The organism is Enterococcus saccharolyticus subsp. saccharolyticus, assembly GCF_029023825.1.
GTDB lineage: Bacteria > Bacillota > Bacilli > Lactobacillales > Enterococcaceae > Enterococcus_F > Enterococcus_F saccharolyticus.
In genome coordinates this window covers 2,078,189-2,103,360 of record NZ_CP118957.1, presented here as the reverse complement: position 1 = coordinate 2,103,360, position 25,172 = coordinate 2,078,189, and the positions used below count along the sequence as shown (strand labels likewise).

Annotated in this window: 22 protein-coding genes and 3 pseudogenes; 16 read left to right on the top strand and 9 right to left on the bottom strand. The window is 33.1% G+C overall.

All coding sequences use genetic code 11. The annotated features are described in order from the left end of the window. The first annotated feature begins 36 nt into the window (after nucleotides 1–36). From PYW32_RS10765 to galU, 13 genes are read left to right on the top strand one after another with little or no spacing between them, the layout of a single operon-like run. A complete protein-coding gene (locus PYW32_RS10765; protein ID WP_275066198.1) occupies nucleotides 37–690 on the top strand; it encodes a sugar transferase in 654 nt (217 codons plus the stop codon). Nucleotides 691–709: 19 nt separating this feature from the next. After that, nucleotides 710–1,159 carry a PssD/Cps14F family polysaccharide biosynthesis glycosyltransferase gene (gene pssD / locus PYW32_RS10760; protein WP_016174289.1) on the top strand — a complete coding sequence of 150 codons (450 nt, stop codon included), beginning with the start codon at nucleotides 710–712 and terminating at the stop codon, nucleotides 1,157–1,159. Beyond that, entirely contained in the window at nucleotides 1,160–1,648 is a 489-nt protein-coding gene (locus PYW32_RS10755; RefSeq protein ID WP_016174290.1) for a glycosyltransferase, read from the top strand. It begins immediately after the preceding gene. Between the two features lie 33 nt (nucleotides 1,649–1,681). Beyond that, a complete protein-coding gene (locus tag PYW32_RS10750; RefSeq protein WP_016174291.1) occupies nucleotides 1,682–2,590 on the top strand; it encodes a glycosyltransferase family 2 protein in 909 nt (302 codons plus the stop codon). Nucleotides 2,591–2,650: 60 nt separating this feature from the next. Continuing rightward, nucleotides 2,651–3,340, top strand: coding sequence for an acyltransferase (locus PYW32_RS10745; RefSeq protein WP_016174292.1), 690 nt, complete (start codon nucleotides 2,651–2,653; stop codon nucleotides 3,338–3,340). A gap of 18 nt (nucleotides 3,341–3,358) precedes the next feature. Further along, nucleotides 3,359–3,907 carry an acyltransferase gene (locus tag PYW32_RS10740; RefSeq protein ID WP_016174293.1) on the top strand — a complete coding sequence of 183 codons (549 nt, stop codon included), beginning with the start codon at nucleotides 3,359–3,361 and terminating at the stop codon, nucleotides 3,905–3,907. Nucleotides 3,908–3,921: 14 nt separating this feature from the next. Continuing rightward, nucleotides 3,922–5,070, top strand: a complete 1,149-nt coding sequence (locus PYW32_RS10735; RefSeq protein WP_016174294.1) for an EpsG family protein — start codon at nucleotides 3,922–3,924, stop codon at nucleotides 5,068–5,070. Between the two features lie 12 nt (nucleotides 5,071–5,082). Next, nucleotides 5,083–6,009 carry a glycosyltransferase gene (locus PYW32_RS10730; RefSeq protein ID WP_016174295.1) on the top strand — a complete coding sequence of 309 codons (927 nt, stop codon included), beginning with the start codon at nucleotides 5,083–5,085 and terminating at the stop codon, nucleotides 6,007–6,009. A gap of 8 nt (nucleotides 6,010–6,017) precedes the next feature. Further along, complete coding sequence (locus PYW32_RS10725) at nucleotides 6,018–7,073, top strand: polysaccharide pyruvyl transferase family protein (protein ID WP_016174296.1); 1,056 nt, start codon at nucleotides 6,018–6,020, stop codon at nucleotides 7,071–7,073. Between the two features lie 16 nt (nucleotides 7,074–7,089). Beyond that, a complete protein-coding gene (locus PYW32_RS10720; RefSeq protein WP_016174297.1) occupies nucleotides 7,090–7,650 on the top strand; it encodes a serine acetyltransferase in 561 nt (186 codons plus the stop codon). Then, nucleotides 7,647–9,053, top strand: a complete 1,407-nt coding sequence (locus PYW32_RS10715; protein ID WP_016174298.1) for an oligosaccharide flippase family protein — start codon at nucleotides 7,647–7,649, stop codon at nucleotides 9,051–9,053. Before PYW32_RS10720 ends, PYW32_RS10715 begins: the two co-directional genes overlap by 4 nt. Nucleotides 9,054–9,059: 6 nt before the next feature. Beyond that, nucleotides 9,060–10,226, top strand: coding sequence for a nucleotide sugar dehydrogenase (locus tag PYW32_RS10710; protein ID WP_016174299.1), 1,167 nt, complete (start codon nucleotides 9,060–9,062; stop codon nucleotides 10,224–10,226). 20 nt (nucleotides 10,227–10,246) lie between these two features. Then, the gene (gene galU / locus PYW32_RS10705; RefSeq protein ID WP_016174300.1) at nucleotides 10,247–11,119 is read left to right on the top strand and encodes a UTP--glucose-1-phosphate uridylyltransferase GalU; all 873 of its coding nucleotides are present in this window, start codon (nucleotides 10,247–10,249) and stop codon (nucleotides 11,117–11,119) included. 49 nt (nucleotides 11,120–11,168) lie between these two features. Here galU and galE read toward each other — a convergent pair whose 3' ends face one another. After that, complete coding sequence (gene galE, locus PYW32_RS10700) at nucleotides 11,169–12,158, bottom strand: UDP-glucose 4-epimerase GalE (protein ID WP_016174301.1); 990 nt, start codon at nucleotides 12,156–12,158, stop codon at nucleotides 11,169–11,171. A 246-nt stretch (nucleotides 12,159–12,404) separates the two neighbouring features. On the opposite strand from galE, the gene tnpA (PYW32_RS10695) reads away from it, so the two are divergent. Further along, the gene (tnpA, locus tag PYW32_RS10695; protein ID WP_016174131.1) at nucleotides 12,405–12,878 is read left to right on the top strand and encodes an IS200/IS605 family transposase; all 474 of its coding nucleotides are present in this window, start codon (nucleotides 12,405–12,407) and stop codon (nucleotides 12,876–12,878) included. A gap of 258 nt (nucleotides 12,879–13,136) precedes the next feature. Here tnpA (PYW32_RS10695) and PYW32_RS10690 read toward each other — a convergent pair. The 8 genes and pseudogenes from PYW32_RS10690 to PYW32_RS10655 all read right to left on the bottom strand — a co-directional run. After that, nucleotides 13,137–13,484, bottom strand: a pseudogene (locus PYW32_RS10690) (substrate-binding domain-containing protein); the annotation flags it as partial. Between the two features lie 170 nt (nucleotides 13,485–13,654). Continuing rightward, the gene (gene tnpB / locus PYW32_RS10685) at nucleotides 13,655–14,797 is read right to left on the bottom strand and encodes an IS200/IS605 family element RNA-guided endonuclease TnpB (RefSeq protein ID WP_016174271.1); all 1,143 of its coding nucleotides are present in this window, start codon (nucleotides 14,795–14,797) and stop codon (nucleotides 13,655–13,657) included. 16 nt (nucleotides 14,798–14,813) lie between these two features. Next, complete coding sequence (tnpA, locus tag PYW32_RS10680; RefSeq protein ID WP_016252691.1) at nucleotides 14,814–15,218, bottom strand: IS200/IS605 family transposase; 405 nt, start codon at nucleotides 15,216–15,218, stop codon at nucleotides 14,814–14,816. A 232-nt stretch (nucleotides 15,219–15,450) separates the two neighbouring features. Then, nucleotides 15,451–16,992, bottom strand: a pseudogene (locus tag PYW32_RS10675) (IS1182 family transposase); the annotation flags it as partial. Nucleotides 16,993–17,147: 155 nt separating this feature from the next. Continuing rightward, nucleotides 17,148–17,846, bottom strand: a pseudogene (locus tag PYW32_RS10670) (LacI family DNA-binding transcriptional regulator); the annotation flags it as partial. A 24-nt stretch (nucleotides 17,847–17,870) separates the two neighbouring features. Further along, the gene (locus tag PYW32_RS10665; protein ID WP_016174304.1) at nucleotides 17,871–18,878 is read right to left on the bottom strand and encodes an aldose epimerase family protein; all 1,008 of its coding nucleotides are present in this window, start codon (nucleotides 18,876–18,878) and stop codon (nucleotides 17,871–17,873) included. Next, complete coding sequence (gene pgmB, locus PYW32_RS10660) at nucleotides 18,871–19,536, bottom strand: beta-phosphoglucomutase (RefSeq protein WP_016174305.1); 666 nt, start codon at nucleotides 19,534–19,536, stop codon at nucleotides 18,871–18,873. The genes PYW32_RS10665 and pgmB overlap by 8 nt, the downstream gene beginning before the upstream one ends. Next, nucleotides 19,529–21,823, bottom strand: coding sequence for a glycoside hydrolase family 65 protein (locus PYW32_RS10655; protein WP_016174306.1), 2,295 nt, complete (start codon nucleotides 21,821–21,823; stop codon nucleotides 19,529–19,531). Before PYW32_RS10655 ends, pgmB begins: the two co-directional genes overlap by 8 nt. Before the next feature lie 291 nt (nucleotides 21,824–22,114). Here PYW32_RS10655 and PYW32_RS10650 point away from each other — a divergent pair, with 291 nt between their 5' ends. Next, complete coding sequence (locus PYW32_RS10650; RefSeq protein WP_016174307.1) at nucleotides 22,115–24,283, top strand: PTS transporter subunit IIBC; 2,169 nt, start codon at nucleotides 22,115–22,117, stop codon at nucleotides 24,281–24,283. Nucleotides 24,284–24,319: 36 nt separating this feature from the next. Then, a complete protein-coding gene (locus tag PYW32_RS10645) occupies nucleotides 24,320–25,150 on the top strand; it encodes an endonuclease/exonuclease/phosphatase family protein (protein ID WP_016174308.1) in 831 nt (276 codons plus the stop codon). Nucleotides 25,151–25,172: the final 22 nt, after the last annotated feature.

The window sequence follows — 25,172 nt, the reverse complement described above, 5'->3', positions numbered from 1 at the left end:
AATATTCAATCATCCAGTAAAGTAGATGAAGTACCAATTAAAAGAACGGATAGTATTATTAATCCAGATGTTGTTGAGAAAAAATATTTTTATCGTTTTATTAAACGCTTAGTAGATATTATAGGAAGTTCAGTAGGATTAATGCTATTATCACCGTTATTTCTTATTGTCGCTATTTTAATGAAAAGAGAAGAACCTAAAGGACCAATTTTTTTCTCGCAAACTCGTGTGGGTAAAAATGAGAATCAATTTAAAATGTATAAATTTCGTTCAATGTGTGTAGATGCAGAAGCAAAATTGGCAGAACTATTAAAGCATAATGAAGTAGAAGGTGCCATGTTTAAAATGAAAGATGATCCTCGAGTAACTAAAATAGGAAAATTTATTCGTAAAACAAGTATTGATGAATTACCGCAGCTTTGGAATGTTTTAAAAGGTGATATGAGTTTAGTGGGGCCTAGACCTCCGTTATTAAGAGAAGTAGCCGAATATACGACGTATGATAAGCAACGTTTATTAGTGAAACCAGGTTGTACAGGATTATGGCAAGTGAGTGGACGGAATGAAGTAGGTTTTGATGAAATGGTAGAACTAGATATCTATTATATAAAACATTTAAGTTTATATAATGACATTAAAATCATTTTTAAAACAATTGGCATAATGATTAAACCTAATGGAGCATATTAAGAAAGGTAGATGGATAATAATGAAAGTGTGTTTAGTTGGATCAAGTGGAGGACATTTGACACATTTGTATCTTTTGAAACCCTTTTGGGAAAACAAGTCGAGATTTTGGGTAACTTTTGATAAGGCAGATGCTCAAAGTATTTTAAAAAACGAGAAGATGTACCCATGCTACTATCCCACCAATCGTAATGTAAAAAACTTGATAAAAAATACATGGTTAGCATTTAAAATTTTGAAAAAAGAAAAACCAGATGTAATTATTTCTTCAGGAGCTGCAGTAGCCGTACCATTCTTTTATCTGGGTAAACTATTTGGAGCTAAAACAATATATATAGAAGTTTTTGATAGAATTGATACTCCAACAGTGACGGGGAAACTTGTTTATCCAATTACAGATCAATTTATTGTGCAGTGGGAAGAAATGAAAAAAATATATCCTAAAGCTATAAATTTAGAAGGGATTTTTTAGATGATTTTTGTAACTGTTGGAACTCATGAGCAACAATTTAATAGATTAATAGAAGTTGTAGATAAATTAAAAGGAAATAATATTATTAAAGATGAAGTGTATATACAAGTAGGATATTCGGATTATACGCCTCAATATTGTGAATGGAGTAAATTTCTTTCATATGATGAGATGGAAGAATATATAGAAAATGCTAAAATAGTAATTACACATGGTGGACCTGCTAGTTTTATAAATGTATTACAAAAAAAGAAAACACCTATAGTCGTTCCAAGATTTTTGGAATTTGAAGAACATGTAAATAATCATCAATTAGACTTTGCAAAAAAAATTGTAAATCATGGTTATAATATAATTTTAGTAGAGAACATTGGTAATTTACAAGAGGAAATAATGAATTTTACTGATAAAAATAATAATTTTATTTCAAATAATTTGAAATTTAATAATTCTTTGGAATTGATAATTAAGAATATGTTTATAAATTGATTTTTTATCGTTAATATGGAGGAATTGAAAATATTGAATACTAATGGAGTTAGTGTAATAATTACTACTGTTAACAGACCAAATGAATTAAAAAAAGCTATTAAAAGTTGCTTGCAACAAAATTATTCAGATATGGAAATTATAGTAGTAGTAGATGGTGGAAATCCTGAAATATTAGAAATATTAAGTCATTATCCTAATATAAAATCTATTAGTAATGTCCCTAACGTTGGAGGTGCTTCTTCTAGAAATATAGGTATTCAAAATGCTACAAAATACTGGGTAGCATTACTAGATGATGATGATGAATGGTTAGATGATAAATTGAATATACAAATAAAAGAGTTAGAGGAGTATGAAGAAAAAGAAGTTGTGTCATTCACTTCTTTATTTACATATGTAAAAAATTCTGATCATAAATATATATTACCACGAGAAGAATATAAATTAGGAGAAAATATTGGGGATTACTTATTTAAATTGAAAAATGGAAGATGGAATGGTTGGATACAGACTTCAACATTAATGGCTCCTAAACATGTATTTTTAAAATACCCTTTTGATCCAACACTTCCAAAACATCAAGATTGGGATTGGATAATGAGAATTTATCAAAAATCTATTCCTGTAGTTCATATTAAACAGCCATTGACTATATATCATAAAATAAGTTCTACAAGTGTAGCTCAAAATCCTAACTGGAAGTTTTCATATAATTGGATAAATAAATATAAAAATATTATATCAGACACTAGCTATTCAGATTTTCTAATTTCAGTGGTGAGAAATGGTGTTTCTAAAGATTCTAATCTAACAATCAAAGAAAGAATTATGGAGATAAAAAAATTTGGAAAATATATACCATATAGAAATAGATTGAAGATAGGTTATTATAGATTTTTATTACAGTATATTTATAACTTTTATAAAAAAAGAAAATAATAATCAAATAAATTACTATAGAATTTAATTCAGTAAATGTATGAAATACAGGGAGGAAATATGGGTACGACAAAACGTTCTTTTCAAGAAATATTGGTGTTAGTGATTTCTATTCTTTTTAGCATGCCAAAAAGTGTATATTATTCAATTAAATTTTGTGGAATAATGAAAGGATTAAAGATTCCTTTATTAATACATTTCACAACTAAAATAAAAGCTAATAAACATCAAATAAACATTTTTTCTATGAATACGTTTGGAATAAAAATTGGATTTGGCGGATCACCTAATATTAATTCATTAGGTAGAACAAAAATTATTTTAAAGAAAGACGGTAGATTAAATTTAAATAGAAATATTGTTATTTCTAAAGGCGCAAAACTAATAATTGATGGAAAAGTGATTATAGGAGAAAATTTTCGCGCTAATAAAAATTTTTCAATTTCATGTACAAATGAAATTGAGATAGGAAATAACGTTTTAATTGGATGGGACTGCGAAATTAGAGATTATGATGGGCATATAATTAGATATAAAGGTGAAGATTTATCTGAAAATTTAAAAGTTTCTTTAGGGAATCATGTATGGATAGGAGCAAAATCCACAATTTTAAAAGGAACACTACTACCAAATGATGTTGTTGTAGGGTATGGTTCGCTTATTACTAACTCAAAAAATTTCAAACCTAATACTATTATTGCAGGAGTTCCAGGGAAAATAATTAGAGAAGATGTAGAATGGGTAATTTAAAAATAGGAAGGTAAATAAATGTTTATAAAATTATTTTGGTTAATAGGAAGAAGTATAACGAAAAATATATTAAAAAATATTAACTGGACCATAAAATTTGATAATTATTATTATAGAAAAATAGGAATAAAAATCGGACGGAATGTAAGATCATTCACTAAAATTTCAATTGCAGAGCCATATTTATTAGAAATAAAAGATAATGTGACTATTTCTACTAATGTGACTTTTATATCTCATGATAATTCTTTAACACAAATGATTGGGAAAAGAGCCAATATTTATGGTGATATTGTTATTGGAAATAATTGTTTTATTGGTAATAGCGTTGTAGTTCTTCCTGGAATAAAACTTGGTGATACAACTATTGTTGCGGCTGGATCTGTAGTTACTAAGAGCTTTCCTGAGGGAAATGTAATAATTGGAGGAAATCCTGCAAAGATCATAGGCTCTCCAGAGAAGTTATTTGATAAATATATTGATAAGATTATTTATACAGATAGTTTGGCAAAATCAGAAATAAAAAATATACTTTTATCCCAAAAAGATATGTTAGTAAGGAAATGAGAGAGGTTAATCGTATGATTATTTATATCCTTTTATTTAGCTGCTGTATTCTGTTAACTGTATTTATTAAACAGAATCCTGTGAGAATAGATACAAAATATTCTATAGAAAAAAATTTTAATTTTAGAAATATAATAATCCTTTTATTGATTTTTTTAATATTAGAAGTATTTGCAGGAATTAGATATGAAGTTGGAACTGATTATTGGACGTATTCCAATTTACATATTCCAGAGGTATTAAGTGGGATAAATTTTAGAGTTGAACCCCTATATAGATTAGTTATTAAATTAGGGATTAATTTTCCAATAGGTGATGAGATGTACCAAGGCATTTTCATTTTAACACATCTATTGATATTAATCCCTATTTTTATAAGCATATATAAGGTGTCTAAGAATTATATGTGGTCAATTATTATATTATTGTTGTCGGGTTATTTTAATTTGAGTTTAAGTATGATGAGACAAGCAATTGCTTTGAGTGTCGTTTTACTTTCATTAAATTTTATAAAAAAAAGAAAAATTATTCCTTTTATAATATGTATTATTATAGGATTTTATTTTCATAAATCAGCAATTTTATTTTTACCTGTTTACTTTGTATATGGAAAAAGGTTTAATCCTAATGTTGCATTGTTTCTAATCAGTATTGTTGCAATATTACAACAGTTTTTCCGTCCTTTACTATTAACGATTGCAGAAACTTTAGGATTATATAGTCGTTATTTTTATACTAATAGATACGGGCAAGGTTCAGATGGGAAATATTTTTTCATCTTAGGAATATTTTTCTTTTTAGTGTATTGGATATTTGATTCTAGAAAAAAAATATATCCTTTATCCAAAGAAGAGGAAAAAGAATGGAATTTCTTTGGTATGATTTCTACACTTTTATTTTTAGTTACATGTCTATTTCCTATAATTCCTACTGCTTATAGAATATTTTATTCAATTTTCATATTTGAAATTATAGTATTTCCAAATATATTAATGCTTCCTTTTATAAGGAAATATTCAACTTTAATAAAATTTGCAAGTTTACTAGTTATGTTGATTTTTTTCTATATAGTTTATGTCAAGTTTCAATCGATGGATACAGTACCTTATAGAACTATTTTTAATAAAATAAATTTAAAAGATTATATATTTAATGTTAATTAGAAAGGAAAAAATATGAATCCGTTAGTTTCAATAGTTGTACCTGTTTATAATGTAGAAGATTATTTAGAAGATGCATTAAATTGTTTAATTAATCAAACGTATGACAATCTAGAAATCATAATTGTAAATGATGGAAGTACTGATGATAGTTCAGATATTTGTGCTAAGTATGATAGTCAGTACTCTTCAATTCGTATAATACATCAAGAGAATAGAGGCTTGTCAGAAGCAAGAAATACCGGAATAAATTATTGTAATGGAAAGTATATTTATTTTTTTGATTCAGATGATTTATTAGAATTAACTGCAATTGAAAAATTAGTTTTATTCAGTGAAAAAACAAAAGTTGATTTAGTTTTAATGGATGCTTCAGTGTTTGGTGAAACATTAAATATAAACAAAGAAGCATACTTCCATACAGATCTCAATAATCATGCAATTTATAGCATTGAAGACTTTTGCAAAAAAAATAATAAGTTTAATGCTCCTGTATGGTTATATTTTTATAAAGCTAGCCTTATTTTAAGCAATAATTTAAGATTTGAGCCTGGAATTTTACATGAAGACGAATTATTTACACCTATTGTTTTAGCTAAGGCCAGTAATATTGGTTATATTTCTGAGTCATTTTTTAAAAGAAGATATCGTCCTAATTCTATTATGACATCCACATCTAATGAATACTTGCATTCTCTTGGATATGAAAAAGTTGTTAGGGAGCTTAAATTACTTGAAAATACTAGATTTTCGGAACAGTACGTGCAATTTATTAACGAGAGGATGGAAAGATGTGTACTGGGAATGATTACAAAAGGAAACTCTACAGTAGTGGATGTTTATAAACTATCTAAAGAACTTAATTTACCATATTTAAAAATTATCGGTCAGGCGACCAATTATCAATTAAGAAAAAAAATAAAAAAAATAATAAAAAAGTAGGGATAGAAATGATACAAAAAATAAAATCTAGAATAGATTTTTTTTATCGAAATTCTGTATTAGATAGAAAAAAAGAAACTATTATCAAAAAAAATATAGAAAATTCCAAAAACAAGAAGCTAATTATTATTGATATTCCAGAACATGGAAACATTGGAGACCATGCAATTGCAATTGCACAAAATCATTTTTTTAAAAAGTTTTTTTCAGAATATGATCTTATTGAAGTACCAGCAGGAGTTTCGCATAGAATGATTTCGTATATTCAAAATCTTTTAACATCTCAAGATATTTTGTTATTCCATGGTGGAGGTAATTTTGGAACATTATATAAAAATCATGATCAATTAAGAGCAGAAGCGATTCATAATTTAAAGCATACTAAATTTATACAATTACCACAAACTATTTATTTTTCTAATGATGAACAAGGAAAAAATAAAATAGAAGATAGTAAATTAGTATACGAAAAACAAAAACATAAGATAGTTTTTTGTGCTCGAGAAACAGAATCCTATGCTAGATTTAAAAATTATTTTCCTGAAAATAATTCTATATTGGTCCCAGATATTGTTTTTTCTATGGATAAATTGGAATATAATTTTAAAAGGGATGGAATTATTACTTTGTTACGAGATGATTTCGAGTCTGCAATGTTTGAACAAAATAATATTTTAATAGAATGTTTGAAAAAGAATTTTAAAAAAGTTAATGTAAGTGACACTCATTTAGGTTATGGCACATATATTGAGCTAGAAGATAGAGAAGAAATTGTATATGATAAATTACAAGAAGTTGCACAACATGAAATAGTTATTACTGATCGTTTACATGGGATGATATTTGCGTATTTAACAAAAACACCATGTATAGCTATAGATAATAACAATCATAAAGTTAGAGATACTTATAATTCTTGGTTAAAGGATTGCAATTATATTCATTTTGTTGCCACGATTACAGAAAATGAGCTTTTGCATACAGTAGCTAAATTGGTTAGTTTAAAACCGAATGAACATAGCTTAATTTCAGAGTTTTCCCCATTAAAAAATGCTATTAAGTAAGAAAGGAGTTAATGGAATGAATAATATATATTCAGACTATTATAGAATGTATGGAATAGATAAGTTGAGTTTAAAGCATAAAATGTTGCCATGCACTATTGCTCCTCAGGTGAGACATTTTATTTTAATTAGAAAATGGCAAGCAACTAATTCTAAAGTAAAGAAAAAGTTATTATCTTTTAAAATGAAACATTTAAAAAAAGAATCCCTAGTAGATATTCTACCTCAAACAAAATTAGGCTTAGGAATATATATGTTTCATACTGGAATAGTAGTAGTAAACCCAAATGCTGTATTAGGTAATAATATAACACTTTCTCCAGGAGTAACAATAGGTAAGACTGTTAATAAATATACTGGATTTTCTGAATATCCTACAATCGGAAATAATGTATGGATTGGATCAAACGCTGTCATAGTTGGTAATGTAACAATAGGTGATAATGTGTTAATTGCTGCTAATTCCTTTGTAACAAAGGATGTACCTAGTGATTCTATTGTATTAGGGAATCCAGCGATTATTAAATCTAAAAAAAATGCTACAGAAGGATATATAAATAATCCGGTGAAAGTATGAATAGATATAAAAAACTAATAAATAATTCTTTGATTTTTGCTATAGGTAACTTTGGTAGTAAAATTATTAATTTGGTTATGGTTCCGCTATATACATTTGCATTGACTACAGAAGAGTATGGTTTAGTAGATTTGTTAACTACTTCAGCAAATTTATTATTTGTTGTTGTTTCTCTTGGGATTGGCGAAGCAACAATACGATTTATAATGAAGAAAAATATTGAAAATTTGGAATTAAAACAAGTTGTTACTGTAACGTTATGTATTAATTTTCTCAGCACTTTAGTAATGCTAATTATTTATTTGGTACTGACTATGACAATTATTAATTCTAATTTATTAGGTTATTTTATCTTACTAATCGTTGTCCAGCAATTTCAAGTTTCATTGGGTCAAATATCTCGTGGGTACGGAAAAGTAAAAGAATATGCTTTAAATGGTATTATAATGACCATTATCATTGCTAGCTTAAATATTTATCTACTAGGTTACTTAAATTTGGGTATTGTAGGTTACTTACTTTCAATTATTTTAGCAAATGTATTTTCTATTCTATATTTTTCAATAGTCTTAAAAATAATAAGTCTCATCAACTTTAAATATTTGGATATAAAACTTCTTGTTAGTATGCTTAAATATTCTATACCTTTGATTCCTAATGGCATAATGTGGTGGTTAATTAATGGACTAACTAGATTTCTAATTTTATTATTTGTTGGAGCTAGTGGTAATGGACTATTTGCTGTTGCATCTAAATTACCTTCTATTTTATCTTTGTTTACGTCGGTATTTCAACAAGCATGGCAACTATCAGCATTTGAAGAGTATGATTCTGATAGTCGACAAGAGTTTTATAGCAAAACTTTTAAAATATATTATCAATTTCTATTTATTATAAGTGTAGCAATTCTAGTTATTGTAAAAGAAGGTATTGGTCTAATCGTTCAAAGTGATTTTAAACAAAGTTGGATATTAATACCAGCTTTACTACTGGGAGCTATATATCAAAGTTTTTCTAGCTTTTTTGGTACTGCTAATCTAGCTGCTATGGATACAAAAAAAATGTTCAGTTCTACTGTAATAGGGAGCATTATATCAGGTATAGCTAACTTGGTCTTATTGCCAACTATAGGTATTATGGGAGCAGGAATAGGCACATTCTTAGGTTTTTTTGTAATGTGGTATTTAAGAGCTTATAATAAAACTGAGAATTTTATTATCATTTCTAAAACAAATTTTATTTATAATAATCTAGTTTTTGTTGTAGCTTCTATAGTCATTTTTACTTTTAATTCATTAGTTGCCTCAGTGATTAATTTAATATTATTATGTACATTAATTATTTTGAATAGAGAAATGGTATTGCAAGCAGTAGGTATTTTAAGAAAAAATGAAAGGAAATGATAGTTTATGAAGTTAGGCGTCATTGGACTAGGATATGTTGGTTTAGCAAATGCTTTATTATTAAGTCAACATGAGCAAGTAATGGCTTATGATATTGTAGAAGAAAAAATTAATATGTTAAAGAATAAAATTTCACCTTTAGAGGATAAAGAAATTCATGAATTTTTGGAACGAAAAGATTTAAATATTGAGTTTACGAATAAATTTGAAGAGGCTGTAAAATTTGCAGATTATTTAATTATTGCTACTCCAACTGATTATGATGAAAATAAAAATTATTTTAATACATCTACAGTTGAATCTGTAATAGAACAAGCATTAGTTATTCGTAATGATACAGTGTTCATTATTAAATCTACTGTTCCAGTAGGATTTACACTAGAAATGCAAGAAAAATTTGGAACTAAAAATATTATATTCTCACCAGAATTCTTAAGAGAAGGCAAAGCGCTATATGATAATTTATATCCATCACGAATTGTAGTGGGAGAAGATTCTACTCGTGGCCAAGAAATTGCCGATATGTTTAAAGAAAATGCAAAAGCAAATGATATAAAAATATTATTAACAAATCCAACTGAAGCTGAAGCTATCAAATTATTTTCAAATACTTATCTTGCATTGAGAGTTGCCTACTTTAATGAGTTAGATACTTATGCAGAAATGCGAAATCTTAATTCTAGACAAATTATTGAGGGTGTTGGACTAGATCCTCGTATTGGTTCTCATTATAATAACCCTTCCTTTGGTTATGGTGGGTATTGTTTACCTAAAGATACTAAACAATTGCGTGCTAATTATGAAGAGGTGCCAAGTAATATTATAGGTGCGATTGTTGATGCAAATACAACGAGAAAAGATTTTATTGCAGAGCAAATTATTTCTAAAAACCCTAAAATAGTAGGTATTTACCGACTAACAATGAAAGCTAATTCAGATAATTTTAGATATTCTTCTATACAAGGTGTTATGAAGAGAATTAAAGCTAAAGGAATTGAAGTAGTTGTTTATGAACCTACTTTAGATGAAGATACTTTTTATAATTCTAAAGTTATCAAAGACTTTGATAACTTTAAACAAATATCTGATGTTATCGTGTCTAATCGACTTGAATCAGTTCTTAAAGATGTAGAAGATAAAGTATACACTAGAGATATTTTTGGTACAGACTAATATTTTAAGGAGTTAATATAATGACACAAGTACGTAAAGCAATAATCCCAGCAGCAGGATTAGGAACAAGATTTTTACCAGCAACAAAAGCTATCGCAAAAGAAATGTTACCTATTATTGACAAACCAACAATTCAATTTATCGTAGAAGAAGCAATTGCTTCTGGAATTGAAGATATTTTAGTTGTAACTGGTAAAGCAAAACGCCCAATTGAAGATCACTTTGATTCAAATTTTGAATTGGAACATAATTTAGAAAAATCAGGTAAAAAAGAATTACTTGCATTAGTAGAAGAGACAACAGGGATTCGTCTACATTTTATTCGTCAAAAACGCCCATTAGGATTAGGTCATGCGGTATTACAGGCAAAGTCATTTGTGGGTAATGAACCATTTGTTGTTATGTTAGGTGACGATATTATGGTTGATGAGGTTCCTTTAACAAAGCAATTGATGAATGATTATGATAACACTAAAGCCTCTACACTTGCTGTAATGCCTATTCCTCATGAAGATACTTCAAAATATGGAGTTATTGATCCAACTTCTGAAGTTTCTAAAGGATTGTATGATGTAAAAGCATTTGTTGAAAAACCAAAACCTGAAGATGCGCCTAGTGATTTGGCTATTATTGGACGCTATCTATTAAAACCAGAAATTTTTGATATTTTAGAAACGCAAGAACCTGGTTTAGGTGGAGAAATTCAATTAACAGATGCGATTGATACGTTGAATAAAACACAGCGCGTATTTGCTAGAGAATTTACTGGTAAACGTTATGATGTTGGTAACAAATTAGGAATGCTAGAAGCAAATATTGAATATGGTTTAAAACATCCTGAAATCAAAGATGGGTTAAAAGCTTATTTAAAGGAATTAGCTTCAAAACTATAATATAAACCACTCGGATAAATCTTAATGATTATCCGAGTGGTTTATTATTTTACTCTTCATACCCATTTGGATGACTCACATGCCAATTCCAAGCAGTTTCAATGATTTTTTTCACATCTGTATACTGTGGTTCCCAACCCAATACTTCTTTTGCTTTGGCACTAGACGCAACCAATGTACTTGGATCCCCTGCACGACGTGGGGCGATGACCGCTGGGATGTCTTTTTGCGTGACTTCTCGAGCCGCTTCTAACATTTCTTTCACGGAGTAGCCATTGTTGCTACCTAAATTAAAGACATTGCTTTCATTCCCTGCTTTTAAATAATCTAAGGCTAATAAATGCGCTGCAATTAAATCTTCCACGTGGACATAATCACGAATACATGTGCCGTCTGGTGTATTGTAGTCATCACCAAAGATGGATAATGCGTTGCGTTGCCCTAACGCCACTTGTAAAATAATTGGAACTAAATGTGTTTCTGGTGTATGATCTTCGCCAATCGAAGCATCTGCTTTTGCCCCAGCAACATTGAAATAACGTAAAGCTACAAACTTCATACCATATGCGTTGTCACACCATTTCATCATTTTTTCCATCATCAACTTACTTTCACCATACGGGTTTTTTGGATTCGTTGGGGTCGTTTCTGAAATCGGGGACACTTCTGGCTCACCATACGTAGCAGCTGTTGAAGAAAAGACAATGTGTTTCACCTCGTGTTCTTGCATCACTTCTAACAAAATTTGCATGCCATAGACATTATTATTGAAGTATTTTAATGGTTTCTCAACCGATTCTCCAACTAACGAACTCGCCGCAAAATGGATCACACCATCAATCGTTTCTTTTTCAAATACTTCGGTTACAAATGCTTTGTCACGAATATCCCCTTCATAAAAACGTGCATCTTGATGTACTGCAGCACGGTGCCCAGTCAATAAATTGTCAATCACTACAACATCCTCACCACGTTGAATTAATTGATTCACAGCGTGTGAACCGATATAACCAGCTCCACCTAATACTAAAATAGACATTTGTTGTCCTCGCTTTCGTTTTCTATACGATTATTGTATATGTTTAGTTTATATAAGACAATAAGAGAATGAAGACCATGTTCTACTTGTAATAGTAGGGCATGGCTTTTTATGTGTATTGAAAACCCCTGGCTAAGCCGGGGGTTCCAAAGAGCTTCCAGCGAGGTATTAAAAAAGCCTCCCAAAAATGATAAGATGAAATTGGTTTCCCGACCACCACATCCATCAATTTAGGAGGTGCCTATTATGAAAAAGGCTAATGAAAGTTTATCACACACGACATGGAAATGTAAGTACCACATTGTTTTTGCACCAAAATATAGACGACAAGTGATTTATGGAAAGTATAAGAAAAGTATAGGTGAGATCATCCGAACATTATGTGAAAGAAAAGGAGTGGAGATCATCGAAGCAAATGCGTGCAAAGATCATATCCACTTACTCGTAAGTATCCCACCAAAATATAGTGTATCAGGTTTTGTAGGCTATTTAAAAGGCAAGAGTAGCTTAATGATTTTTGACAGACATGCGAATTTGAAGTATCGGTATGGGAACCGAAAATTTTGGTGTAGAGGGTATTACGTGGATACAGTAGGAAGAAATAAGAAGCAGATCGAAGAATACATTCGGAATCAAGTACAAGAAGATTATGTAGCAGATCAGCTAACATTGTTTGAAGAGTATGATCCGTTTACAGGACAAAAAAACAAGAAGAAGTGAAAGAGATTCTTTAAGGATCAGTGAGTAAAAGTGGTGCAAGTGGGAAACCGTTCAGGAAGCCTTTTAGGCTATGGCCGGTAAAAGAGGCTTTCAGCCGAAGAACAAACCTCCAGTTCACACTGGAGGTTTTGATTTCTATCATTAATGCTGTTTTTTTGAAATTAAATTTCTTTTATATTTAAAAAAACAAAATAATTTGAAATAAAATTTCTTTTGGTTTATAATGTAAGCGTATTAAAGAAAGGGACGTTGTCAGTGCTAAACTAAATTGAACAGTTTTCGATGAATAAGATTGAACACTTTCGCCAAAGAATATCTCCAATCCTGTATACTTTTAATTAATTTATGAGGGATTACCATGCGAACGCCACTGCTTAATTCATCATAGATGATCTCTCTTAGCTTCTGCATAGCCATTCTACCTAATTCTGAAATATCGATATCAATACTTGTTAGGTAAGGGTGCATTAATGTTGAAAAAATCGAATTATTAAAGCTCACTACTGACAAATCATCAGGAATAGAGTAGCCATACATTTCTGCAAGCTGCATGGTACGCAGTGCAAAAATATCATCAATGACAACCAAGGCAGTCGCGTTTGTTTTCGCTAACGTATCAGTGAACTACTCACCACTTATCTAAACCTGCCGGTTCTTAACGCTTGAAGTGGGAGCTTCTTGGGAAAAGAGCATACTTGCAAGCGTATTTCTTTGCTCACAGCGGTGTCTCTTATTTACCAAGCTATCCCCGTAGTCCCTACGGTTCTTGAGGCTTCCTAAGCCAACGCTTGTATTCGTAGACCTTCGGTCAAAATATTGATACTAGCGTTGATGTCTCGGTCATGTTGCGTATGACAAATAGGACAAGTCCATTCTCGAATGTCGAGCGATTTCTTGCCGTCTGTATGTCCGCATTCTGAACAGATTTGACTAGACGGAAACCATTTATCAATTTTGATAATTTCACGTCCATACCAGTCAGCTTTGTATTGTAGTTTCGTCACAAATTTAGACCACGATACATCAGAAATACTTTTTGCTAATTTATGATTACGCAACATACCTTTTATGTTTAAGTCTTCAATACAGATAATATCGTGATTTTTGATAATTTCTGTACTCAACTTATTCAGAAAATCAGTACGTTGATTCATTACTTTCTCGTGCAAACGTGCTACTTTTCGTTTTTGCTTTTGGTAATTCTTCGCTTCAAAAAGATTGATTCCCTTCTTTTTAGCTAACAAGGCGCGCCTTGACAACTTACGTTGTTCACGTTTGAGCTTCTTTGCCATTTTAGACGTGAATTTATTATTATCAATTTTTTGACCGTCAGAAAGGATGGCAAAGTCCGTAATACCCAAGTCAATACCAATCGCAGAATTGGTTTTAGGATGTTCTATAATTTCTTCTTCACAAAGAATAGAAACATAGTATTTACCGCTTGCATGACGAGATATTGTAGCAGATTTGATAAGGCCTTGTGGTTGACGGTGTAGCTTGATTCGAACTAAAGATTTCAACTTAGGAATTTTGATCAATTTATTATCTATCAAAGCGATTGTTCCGTTTTGATTGTTGGTTGTATAACTTTGAACAGGATTTTTCTTGCTTTTGAATTGAGGAAATCCAACGGTTTTATCACGAAAGAAATTCTTGTAGGCTTTATCTAAATTGAGTTGAGCATTGGCTAGAGCAAGACTATCCACTTCTTTCAAAAACGGAAAATCCTTTTTATATTTCGCAGGTGTTGGAAAACTCATTTTTTTAGAGGGATCATTCTTAGTCTCTTCATAAGTTTTCATCCGATCGTCAAGCATTAGGTTGTACACCTTGCGGACGCAACCGAAAGACTTAGCAAAGTAAATCTCTTGTTCTTCTGTTGGATATAATCTAAATTTGTATGCTTTCAGTCGTTTCATAAGGCTCACCTGCTTTCTATTTATGATTGTTCCCTTGATTCTGAATATATTTCTTTATGACGTCGATGGGTGCACCGCTGGTTGTCAAAAGACAAAAACTTTTAGACCAGAACATTTCTTTCCAAAGAAACTGTTTGACCCTTGGAAAGTCTCGTTTTATCAAACGTGAACTGGCACTTTTATAGGCGTTAATGAATTTTGTCAATTCCGTTTTTGGTTGCGCTTTGAACATAATGTGAATATGGTCTTTATCATGATTCCACTCAACTAAAGTAATATGATACGATTTTGAAATTCTTTCAAAAGTACCTTTAGCATAATCAGATATTTCATCATCAATCACTTGTTTACGATATTTCGTAACTAAAACAAGGTGGTAATAAAGAAGAAACACTGAATGGTTATTTGTATCTAATTCCATTGTTATATCAGCTCATTTCTTGTATAGACTGATTATAACATGAGACGAAATAAAAAGGCAAACCGCCATATATGTCGGTTTTCGAGTTGCCAAAGACAACCCTCATACCGAACGGCATTCGGGGCTGTGACATAAGTTAGTTACGTCCTCGATAAAAACAAAATGCACGCGAAAATAAAAATATTTTCGCGTGCATTTTGTTTTTTTAGTATAATTGGTTGGTTTAATTACTTATTTTTGCCAGTTTCATCATATTGATTGCCGTAATCAGTAACCCTGATTGCTTTCTTACATTATCTAACCCTCGCACTGTGAATCGAGTGAAACCTAAACAAGCCTTCATAAATCCGAAGACTGTTTCTACATCGATCTTCCTGCGACTATAAACCTTTCCGGTTTCAGGGGTAGAAAGAAGCTCATTTTGTTTGGCTTTATGATATTCCCAAGCAGGGTTTACAGTAATTTTTCTAATATACCCCTTCGGTGTTAAAGCTGCGGGAATCACTTCTTGATTTAAATCGATTTTTTCTGCTTGATATTCTTTAAAATCTCGAATAAATCCATCTTTATCGGTTCTTTTGCGATAGACATGAAAATTAAATCGCACACCTTTAGGATCGATATAGTAATCTTCCTGTTCACTGTAAGTCCAGTTCATTATTTTTTGCTCATCGGTTTTCCACTTTTTACTTTTCTCTTTTAAAAAAGTCCCGTAGGGAATAAGCGCGGTATGTTGAGGGAGTTCATCTTCTAGATATCGATAATTACTTTCAGAGCCATACCCTGCGTCTGCGACAATATATCGATGTGATTGGTTAGTCACATTCATTTTTTCAAGTAATGGTTGTAAGGTTCTAGTGTCAGTTGGGTTTTGAAAAACATCATATCCTAAAACAAATTGATTACAAGTAGCGATTTGTAAATTGTAGGCTGGCTTTAATTGACCATTCATCATATGATCTTCTTTCACGCGCATGAAAGTAGCGTCATGATCGGTCTTTGAGTAACTATTTCTGGCACCATAAATAGAAAACTGATTTTGGTGTTCAATCAGCTTCTCTCGTTTTTCAGTTAATTTGCGTACTTGACTTTTTAGCGTTCTGCGCTGTTTTTTTGCGGGATTAGGTGAAATTCGTTTCGTTGACTGGACTTCTTTTTCAATTTCTTCCAATCTCAGTTCCATTCGTGTCAACAGCTCATCTACCATGTCTAGTGTAAGGGAAGTCCCTTCGGGAATCTCTTTTACTGCATAAGCTTCTTTTAATTCCGTCATCAATAAAAGGAGTTTTTCACGATTCATCTGATCAAAACGGATCGTGTTTTTCTTCCAGACAAAGCTATATTTATTGGCATCGGCTAGAATTTTCGTGCCATCGATAAACAACGCATCATCAATCAGATTGCGCGCGCGAAGATACTCGGTCAGATGTGTTAATCCTTTATTCGTCAGTTCCTGCACATCATTGGACACGCAGAAACGGGCAATCGTTCGATAAGAAGGGACACGTTCTTGGGTCAACCAACGGGCATATAAATTTTCTTCAGCCAAGCGCTCAATCTTGCGACTGGTGAAGGTTTCTCTCGTATAGGCAAACAGAACCAGCTTCATCATCGCACCTAGGTCATATTCTCTGGGGCGTCCAAAAAGATACGGCTCATTGATTTGAAGAGATTCAACTAATTCGTTGATGAAAACAGCGACATGATTTTCTTTGGGAGAAAATGAAGTTGATAAGTCCAAAGTGAGTTGATCCATGTTATAATAGGTATGCATATTTTTAGTCCTTTCAGGATTAAATGTTTGAAGCACAGGGTCCATCCTGTGCTTCTTTTATTTTAACTAAAAAAGCGCGTGAAATGAACGGTTTTTCGTCATTTCATGCACTTTTTTGTTAGGGACTTATGTCACAGCCCCGAATGCCTAATTTAGTTAAAAGTCAGATAGTCTTCTGGCTTTTCCAAGACGACGCTAGGGAAAGTGGGGAATTGATTAAGCGTCAGCGCTTTTTGGTAACCAAAATACCGCTCAAAGTATAAACTTTCATGCGTAGTATTTGTGACAAATAAGATATTTTTATGCCCATTTTGGATTAAAAATTCGGTTGCTTGTTTTCCAAGTAGTTGATTGTCGTTATCGACATAAACAATATTATTTTCATGTTGATAAGGTTGTCCAATCAAGGTAAACGGAATCTGGTTCTCGTATAAATACTCAATCACTGGATCAGCGCTATCTGAATAAACGAGAATGAAGCCATCAACTTGCTTTTGGAGGTGCATGCGTTTGACGTTCTCGAGCAAAAGCTCAAAACTTTTAGCTGCTGCAATCGCTGTTGTCATGTCATAAAGCCTAGCTTCGTCATTAATTGCTTCCATAATTTCAAGATAGAACGGATTGCCAAGTCTTTCTTTAGAATCCAGTGGGGGCAAAATAACACCAACGGCATTGGATATCCGCTTTCCGAGATTTCTGGCAGTCATGTTTGGAACATAGAAAAGGTCATCCATCACTTTACGGACTTTTTTCTTGGTTGTGTCCGAGATGCTTGGGTGATCGTTGATTACACGCGAAACGGTTGAAGTAGCAACGCCTGCTTTTTTTGCGACATCTTTTACAGTGATAGCCATTATTTTGCCACGCCTTTCTTGTAACTATGAGGTAGTCATAAATTGATAAATTGTTTGGGTAACGCGTTCTTGACCAGGATGTAGTGTAATAGATCCCCATTCTGGAAAGTGAACGATGTCGGGTACTTCCTGTGGTTCAATAGCTAATCCGTAGTTTGAATGCATTTTCTGACCATTCAATTTAAAATCAGCATGAAAACCAGTCGTAGAAAATAATACTACACTTTTGTTAGAAGTTGCTACAGCCATCTGTCTACCTGATTGCTTTTCTTCTAGAAGAAGTGAAGGTTTAGTTACTTTAGGATAACGTAATAAAAAAACATCATCCAAACCAACTGGGTAAGCATCGAGAATTTGTTTTAGCAAATTTTTTTTCTTGAAGTTTATACATAAGTCGCTTTCTTCGAGTAAATTTCCTGTGGGTAATTTGTCAGAATCCAACTCCAACATTCCTAAGGTGTTTAGCGTCAAAGAATGCGTTAAAATATCTCTTTGTCCATTACCTGAAAGATTGAAATAAGCATGGTTGGTTGGATTAGTAATGGTGGTCACGTTACTGGTTGTTTTCGTGGTCATTTCAAGCTGATTATTCTGTAAACGATACGTTACGGTAGCTTTTATTGGGCCTGGGTAACCAGAAAAAGTATCTTTTAAATAAAAGACCACGCCGATTGCATCAGGTTCTTCAAAAATTTCGATGTCCCAATATTGAAAAGACCAGCCATTTGTTCCGCCGTGAATGTGATGTGTGCCATTGTTTTTTTCAAGTTGGTGATTTTTCCATTTGCCGTCGCGGATTCTCCCCGCGACAGGACCGACAGTTGCACCAAAAAAACTTTTATCAGCTAAAACATCTTCGTAGTTATCATAACTTAACAAGATGTTTTCAACGTTTCCTTCTTTGTCAGGTGCAAATATTTGATGAAGACGAGCACCATAATTGAGAAGAACGACTGTTAAAAAGTCGTTCTTTAAAGTGATTTTTTTTAAATTGTGAGTAATTGGTGTAACGCGGATGTTCGGTTTATTCATGTTCTCGCCACACTTCTTTAAGGTAAGCTAGTGTTAATTCGGTTGTGTCAGAAACGATTGGAATATTTTCACCCAGGTCTTTCTTTTGACCAACGCCCACGGGTTGAGCGCCACTCGCCACAATTGCTTGGATTCCAGCTCGCGCATCTTCAATACCAAGACATTCTTTTGTTGTTAAGCCTACTTCTTTAGCAGCCAACAAAAAAATATCTGGTGCTGGCTTACCATGAGCAATCTTCTCAGGATCTGCGATTGCGTCGAAATAAGAAGTTAAGTTCATTTTTTGAAGTAAGAAAGGCCCGTTTTTACTTGCTGAAGCAAGAGCGATTTTAATCTTCGCTGTTTTCAAGTCTGCTAGTAGTTCTAAAATTCCCGGATAAACGTCTTTGGGCGTAATTGCTTGAATCATTTCCAAGTAATAATCGTTTTTTCTTTGAGCCAGCTCAGCCAATTCTTCAGCTGTAAAATCGTTCTCTTTATTTCCATAACGTAGCATTAAAGATAAAGAGTCTTCACGGCTAACACCCTTTAACTGCTCGTTGAATGAGCGATCAATTGAAATACCGATTTCTTCACCAAGTTTTTTCCAAGCTTGATAGTGATACTCAGCTGTATCAGTAATAACGCCGTCTAGGTCAAATAAAACGCCCTTAAACATTTTCATCTTCCTTTCTAAGTGATAGAGATAGTGTATTTGCTAATTCATAGGTTTTGTTATAGACAACGAAAGTTAACGGTTCACCTTCTAGTAAAGTGAAAGTGACTTGATTGTTATCAACAACAACAGAGATCAAACGATTCCGATAATTGATATGGAAAGAATAGGCTTCCCAAGTTTTAGGCAAAAATGGTGCAAAACTTAATGTTTCGTGGTCTGTTTTCATTTGCGCAAAACCTTGAACGATCGCTAACCAACTGCCGGTCATTGAAGTAATGTGAAGCCCGTCTTCGGTATCATTATTATAATTATCCAGATCTAAACGTGCAGTACGTTGGTACATTTCAACTGCTTTATCTTCCATCCCCAATTCTGCAGCCAAAATGGCATGGATGCTTGGAGAAAGAGATGACTCATGAACGGTCATTGGCTCATAAAAATCAAAATTACGACGTTTCTCTTCAGTTGTGAATTGATCATTGAAGAAATAGATTCCTTGTAAAACATCTGCTTGCTTGATGAAGCAAGAACGTAAAATTTTATCCCAAGACCAATGTTGATTCAAAGGTAAGTCATTTGGAGAAAGAGCTGTTACTGGTTGTAGATCCTTGTCTAAGAAAGTATCATGTTGTACAAAAATTCCTAATTCTTGATCTGTCGGGAAGTACATGTTTGTGGCAATTTCTGTCCATTTCGCTAACTCTTCGTCAGAAATCGTTGCAGTCGCTTCTTTTTTGAACTCAGAATACTTTTCAGCTGTGTAACGTAAGACCCAAGCAGCAATCGTGTTCGTGTACCAGTTGTTATTGATATTGTTTTCATATTCGTTTGGTCCAGTAACTCCATGAATCATGTATTTATTTTGTCGTTTTGAGAAGTGAACGCGATCTGCCCAAAAACGTGCGATTTCAGCTAAGACTTCTAAGCCCTCTTTTTTCAAGTATTCTTGATCGCCAGTATAATTTGTATAGTTATAAATAGCATAAGCAATCGCGCCATTTCGATGGATTTCTTCGAAAGTGATTTCCCACTCATTGTGGCATTCGATACCTGTGAAGGTAACCATTGGATAAAGTGCGCCTTTTAATCCTTGCTGTTGCGCGTTGTGAATAGCTTGTGGCAATTGGTTGTGACGATATTTCAAAAGGTTTTTTGTTACTTCTGGTTTAGCTAAAGCTAAATAAAGTGGTACAGCGTAAGCTTCAGTGTCCCAATAAGTTGCACCACCATATTTTTCACCAGTAAATCCTTTTGGTCCAATGTTCAATCGTTGATCTTCTCCATAATAAGTTGAAAATAGTTGGAAAAGATTGAAACGGATTCCTTGCTGTGCTTCATCATCGCCTTTGATGACAACGTCAGCCAGTTCCCAACGTTTTGCCCATGCTGCTGTTTGATCTGATTTTTCTTGTGCATAGGTTTGATCAAGCTGAGTAAGCATCTCGATTGCTCGTTGAACTTGTTTTTCTTTTTCGACATCGCGACTGGTTAAAACAATGACTTCTTTATCAATAGTGAACGATTCGCCAGCCTGTAATGTTTTGGTGAATGTTGCTGATAAAGTCAATTCAGTTTCTTCATATGTTGGTAAAGCTAGCTCACCATCAATTAAATGACGCATGGCAGAAGTTACAGTGAAAGTTTCAATTCCAAAGTTATTAGGGATTGTTTCGGTAGTTAAATAGCCAATCGTTTCTTTTGAACCGACTGCAATTGGCAACCAAAAATGTTCTTCATAATTACTGTCTTCATTTTGAACATCTCCGTCTAATTTTGAACGAAGCTTGATTGTACCTGTGCCTTCAAGCATTTCAACAGTCAAGTGAATAAACGCAGCTTCTTTTTTAGATATACTTAGAAAACGTTCGAAAGAAAAGCGTACTTTATTTGTGTCAGTAGTGATCGTAAATTGACGTGATAGTAGCCCGTTCTTCATATCTAATTCTAGATAAAAATCTTCTGGCTGGTGTGTTGCTAAGTCGATTGGTTGGTCATCAATCAGTAGATCCATTGCGATAAAATTCACGGCGTTGATTACTTTACCGAAATATTCTGGGTAGCCGTTTTTCCACCAACCAACTCGCGTTTTGTCCGGATACCAAACCCCTGCAAGATATGTTCCTTGGTGATGGTCGCCAGAATAGCTTTCTTCAAAGTTGCCACGCATACCCATGTAACCATTTCCGATACTAGTAAGGGACTCTTGTAGACGTAGTTCATCTTTGTTTAGTTGATTCGTTTTGATTTTCCATGGGTCGATTTGAAAAAGACGTTTGATTTGTTTCATGATTTGCCTCCTAGATAATTCATATTGATACGTCCATAATAAACGCAATCGATTGCTTTAGTCAATAAAAATAATTCAAGAAATCTTTTTATTTTAAACGGAGTAAGAGAAAAGCACGGAATACTGAGCGTTTACGGTTATTTTGAAAAAATAATGTGATTAGCAGGGAAATAGACTAATAGAAGTAGGAAAAATTTTTTTGGCACTGATTAAAAATAAAGTATTTACAAAAAATAAATCCCAAGCTATAATGGCAATGTAGCGAAACCGATTGCGTAAAGGAGAGGGAACATGAAGAAATTGTTTAGTTTTGAGTTTTGGCAAAAATTCGGAAAAGCATTGATGGTTGTTGTTGCAGTGATGCCAGCTGCAGGGTTAATGATTAGTATTGGGAAGTCACTACCACTAATCAATCCAGATTTTGCACCACTAGTTACAACAGGTGGTGTAGTTGAGAGTATTGGTTGGGCAATTATTGGAAATCTACATCTTTTATTTGCATTAGCTATTGGAGGTAGTTGGGCAAAAGATCGTGCAGGCGGTGCATTTGCTGCAGGGATTTCATTTGTATTAATCAATCGAATCACTGGAGCAATTTTTGGTGTTACTACTGATATGTTGGCGAATGAAGAGGCATTTACTCATACCTTATTTGGTACAAAAATCATGGTTAAAGGTTTCTTCACTAGTGTTTTAGAATCGCCTGCTTTAAATATGGGGGTTTTTGTTGGGATTATCGCCGGATTTGTTGGTGCGATGGCTTACAATAAATATTACAATTATCGAAAATTACCTGATGCATTATCATTTTTCAATGGGAAACGTTTTGTCCCATTTGTTGTAATTTTATGGTCTACAATTGTTGCTTTGATTCTTGCTATTGTGTGGCCAAATATCCAAGCAGGGATTAATAACTTTGGTCTATGGATTGCTCAATCACAAGATAGTGCGCCAATTTTAGCACCATTCTTATACGGAACACTTGAAAGATTACTTTTACCTTTTGGTTTGCATCATATGTTAACGATCCCAATCAATTACACACAATTGGGCGGAACGTATGAAATTTTATCTGGTGCACAAGCTGGAACTCAAGTATTTGGTCAAGATCCATTATGGCTTGCTTGGGCAACGGACTTAATCAACCTTAAAGGTGCTGGTGACACATCACAATATGCTTTTGTATTAGAAAATTGGACACCTGCACGTTTTAAAGTCGGACAAATGATTGGTTCGTCTGGTATTTTAATGGGCTTGGCTTTGGCAATGTATCGTAATGTGGATGCTGACAAACGCTCAAAATATAAATCAATGTATTTCTCAGCAGCATTGGCAGTTTTCTTGACAGGTGTGACAGAGCCACTTGAGTTCATGTTTATGTTTGCAGCAATGCCTTTATATATTGTGTATTCTTTTATCCAAGGGGCAGCTTTTGCAATGGCAGATATCTTGCCATTACGAGTACATTCTTTTGGGAATATTGAGTTATTGACACGGACACCATTAGCGATCAAGGCAGGATTAGGTGGCGATCTACTTAACTTTGTTCTGTGTGTCGTAGTGTTTGGTGTAGGAACTTATTTCTTAGCAAACTTTTTAATCAAAAAATTCAATTTTGCGACACCTGGACGTAATGGAAATTATGACAATGACGGCGGGGAAGCAACGGAAACGGCAACTACAAGTGAAGGTGTAGCAAGCGAACAAGTTATTCAAATCATTCATTTGTTAGGTGGTAAAGAAAATATTAGTGAAGTAGACGCATGTATGACTCGTTTACGTGTGACTGTCAATAATCGCGAAAAGGTCGGAGCAGAAGATGCTTGGAAACGTGCTGGAGCAATGGGATTGATTGTAAAAGACAATGGAGTGCAAGCCGTTTATGGACCAAAAGCAGATGTTTTGAAATCTGATATTGAAGATTTGTTACAATCTGGTGCAACTATTCCTTTACCAAAAAATAATCTAGTAAGTTCAACAGAAGAACAAACGACTTTTTTAGGCAAAGAGCAAGCGATTCATGCGGTAGCAACAGGAGAACTGATTGCGCTAGAAGATGTTGATGATCCTGTATTTTCTCAAAAAATGATGGGTGAAGGATTAGCTATTATTCCAGCACAAGAAACTGTTGTAGCACCAGTTGATGCGAAAGTCATTAGTATATTCCCAAGCAAACACGCAATGGGCTTGCAGACAACAGACGGCATTGAAATCTTAATTCATATGGGGATTGATACAGTTGAATTAACGGAAACAGCTTTTGAAGTTTTTGTTAAAGAAGGACAAACAGTTACTGCAGGAACAAAACTTGCATCGATGGATCTAGCTGTTGTCGAAAAAATGGGTAAAGAAAAAACAATTATGGTAGTTTTCACTAACAGTGATAAAATTGAAACGTTAGAAATCCCACGTTTTGGAAATGTTCAAGCGAACGAAGTGGTTGGAACTATTCATATTTAAAGGGAAAATCTGTGGAATAAAAAAGGAGTCAGACAAATGAATTTGCTCACACTAAATACACATAGCTGGCTAGAAAAAGAGGCTGAACAAAAGTTACAACAATTAGTTGAGAAAATTATCGAAGCTGATTATGAGGTGATTGCATTACAAGAAGTGAATCAATTAGTGGATTCAGTTATTGTTTCTCAAAGTGAGCTTATTGGTTTTTGCCCAGTAAGTGGGCAAAAAAGTATTCATGAAGATAACTTTGCTTATTGTTTAGTCAAAAAGTTGGCAATGAAAGGGCGGACCTATTATTGGAGCTGGGACATGAGTCATATTGGCTATGATATTTATGAAGAAGGAAATGCTCTGCTTTCAAAAAATCCTTTGACAAGTGAAGCAATTGTTGTGTCTGAAACAAGTAATTATCAAGATTATCGAACGAGAAAACTACTGATTGGCAATACGTTATTCCAAGGAAAAGAAATTTGTGTCGTAAGTACTCACTTTTCTTGGTGGCAGGATGAAAATTCTGGCTTTGCTTTCGAATGGCATCAGTTAGAAAAACGATTATTAACAGAAACTAACCCCCTTTTCTTACTTGGTGATTTTAATAATCCAGCGCAAGAAGCAGGCTACTCACTCGTTGAAAAAAGTCCACTTGCTCTAAGAGATAGCTATTCTATAGCAAAAGTAAAGAGCGGTGAAGCAACGGTAGAGCAAGCCATTGATGGTTGGAAAGAAAATACTCGGAAACTAAGAATTGATTATATTTTTGTTCCGGCAACTAGTATTGTTGACGCATACCAAGTCGTATTTGATGGTAAAAATGGGCCAGTTGTTAGTGATCATTTTGGTGTTGAAATAGAAATTACTAAATTTTAAAGACTGAAGAATGCTTAGTAGT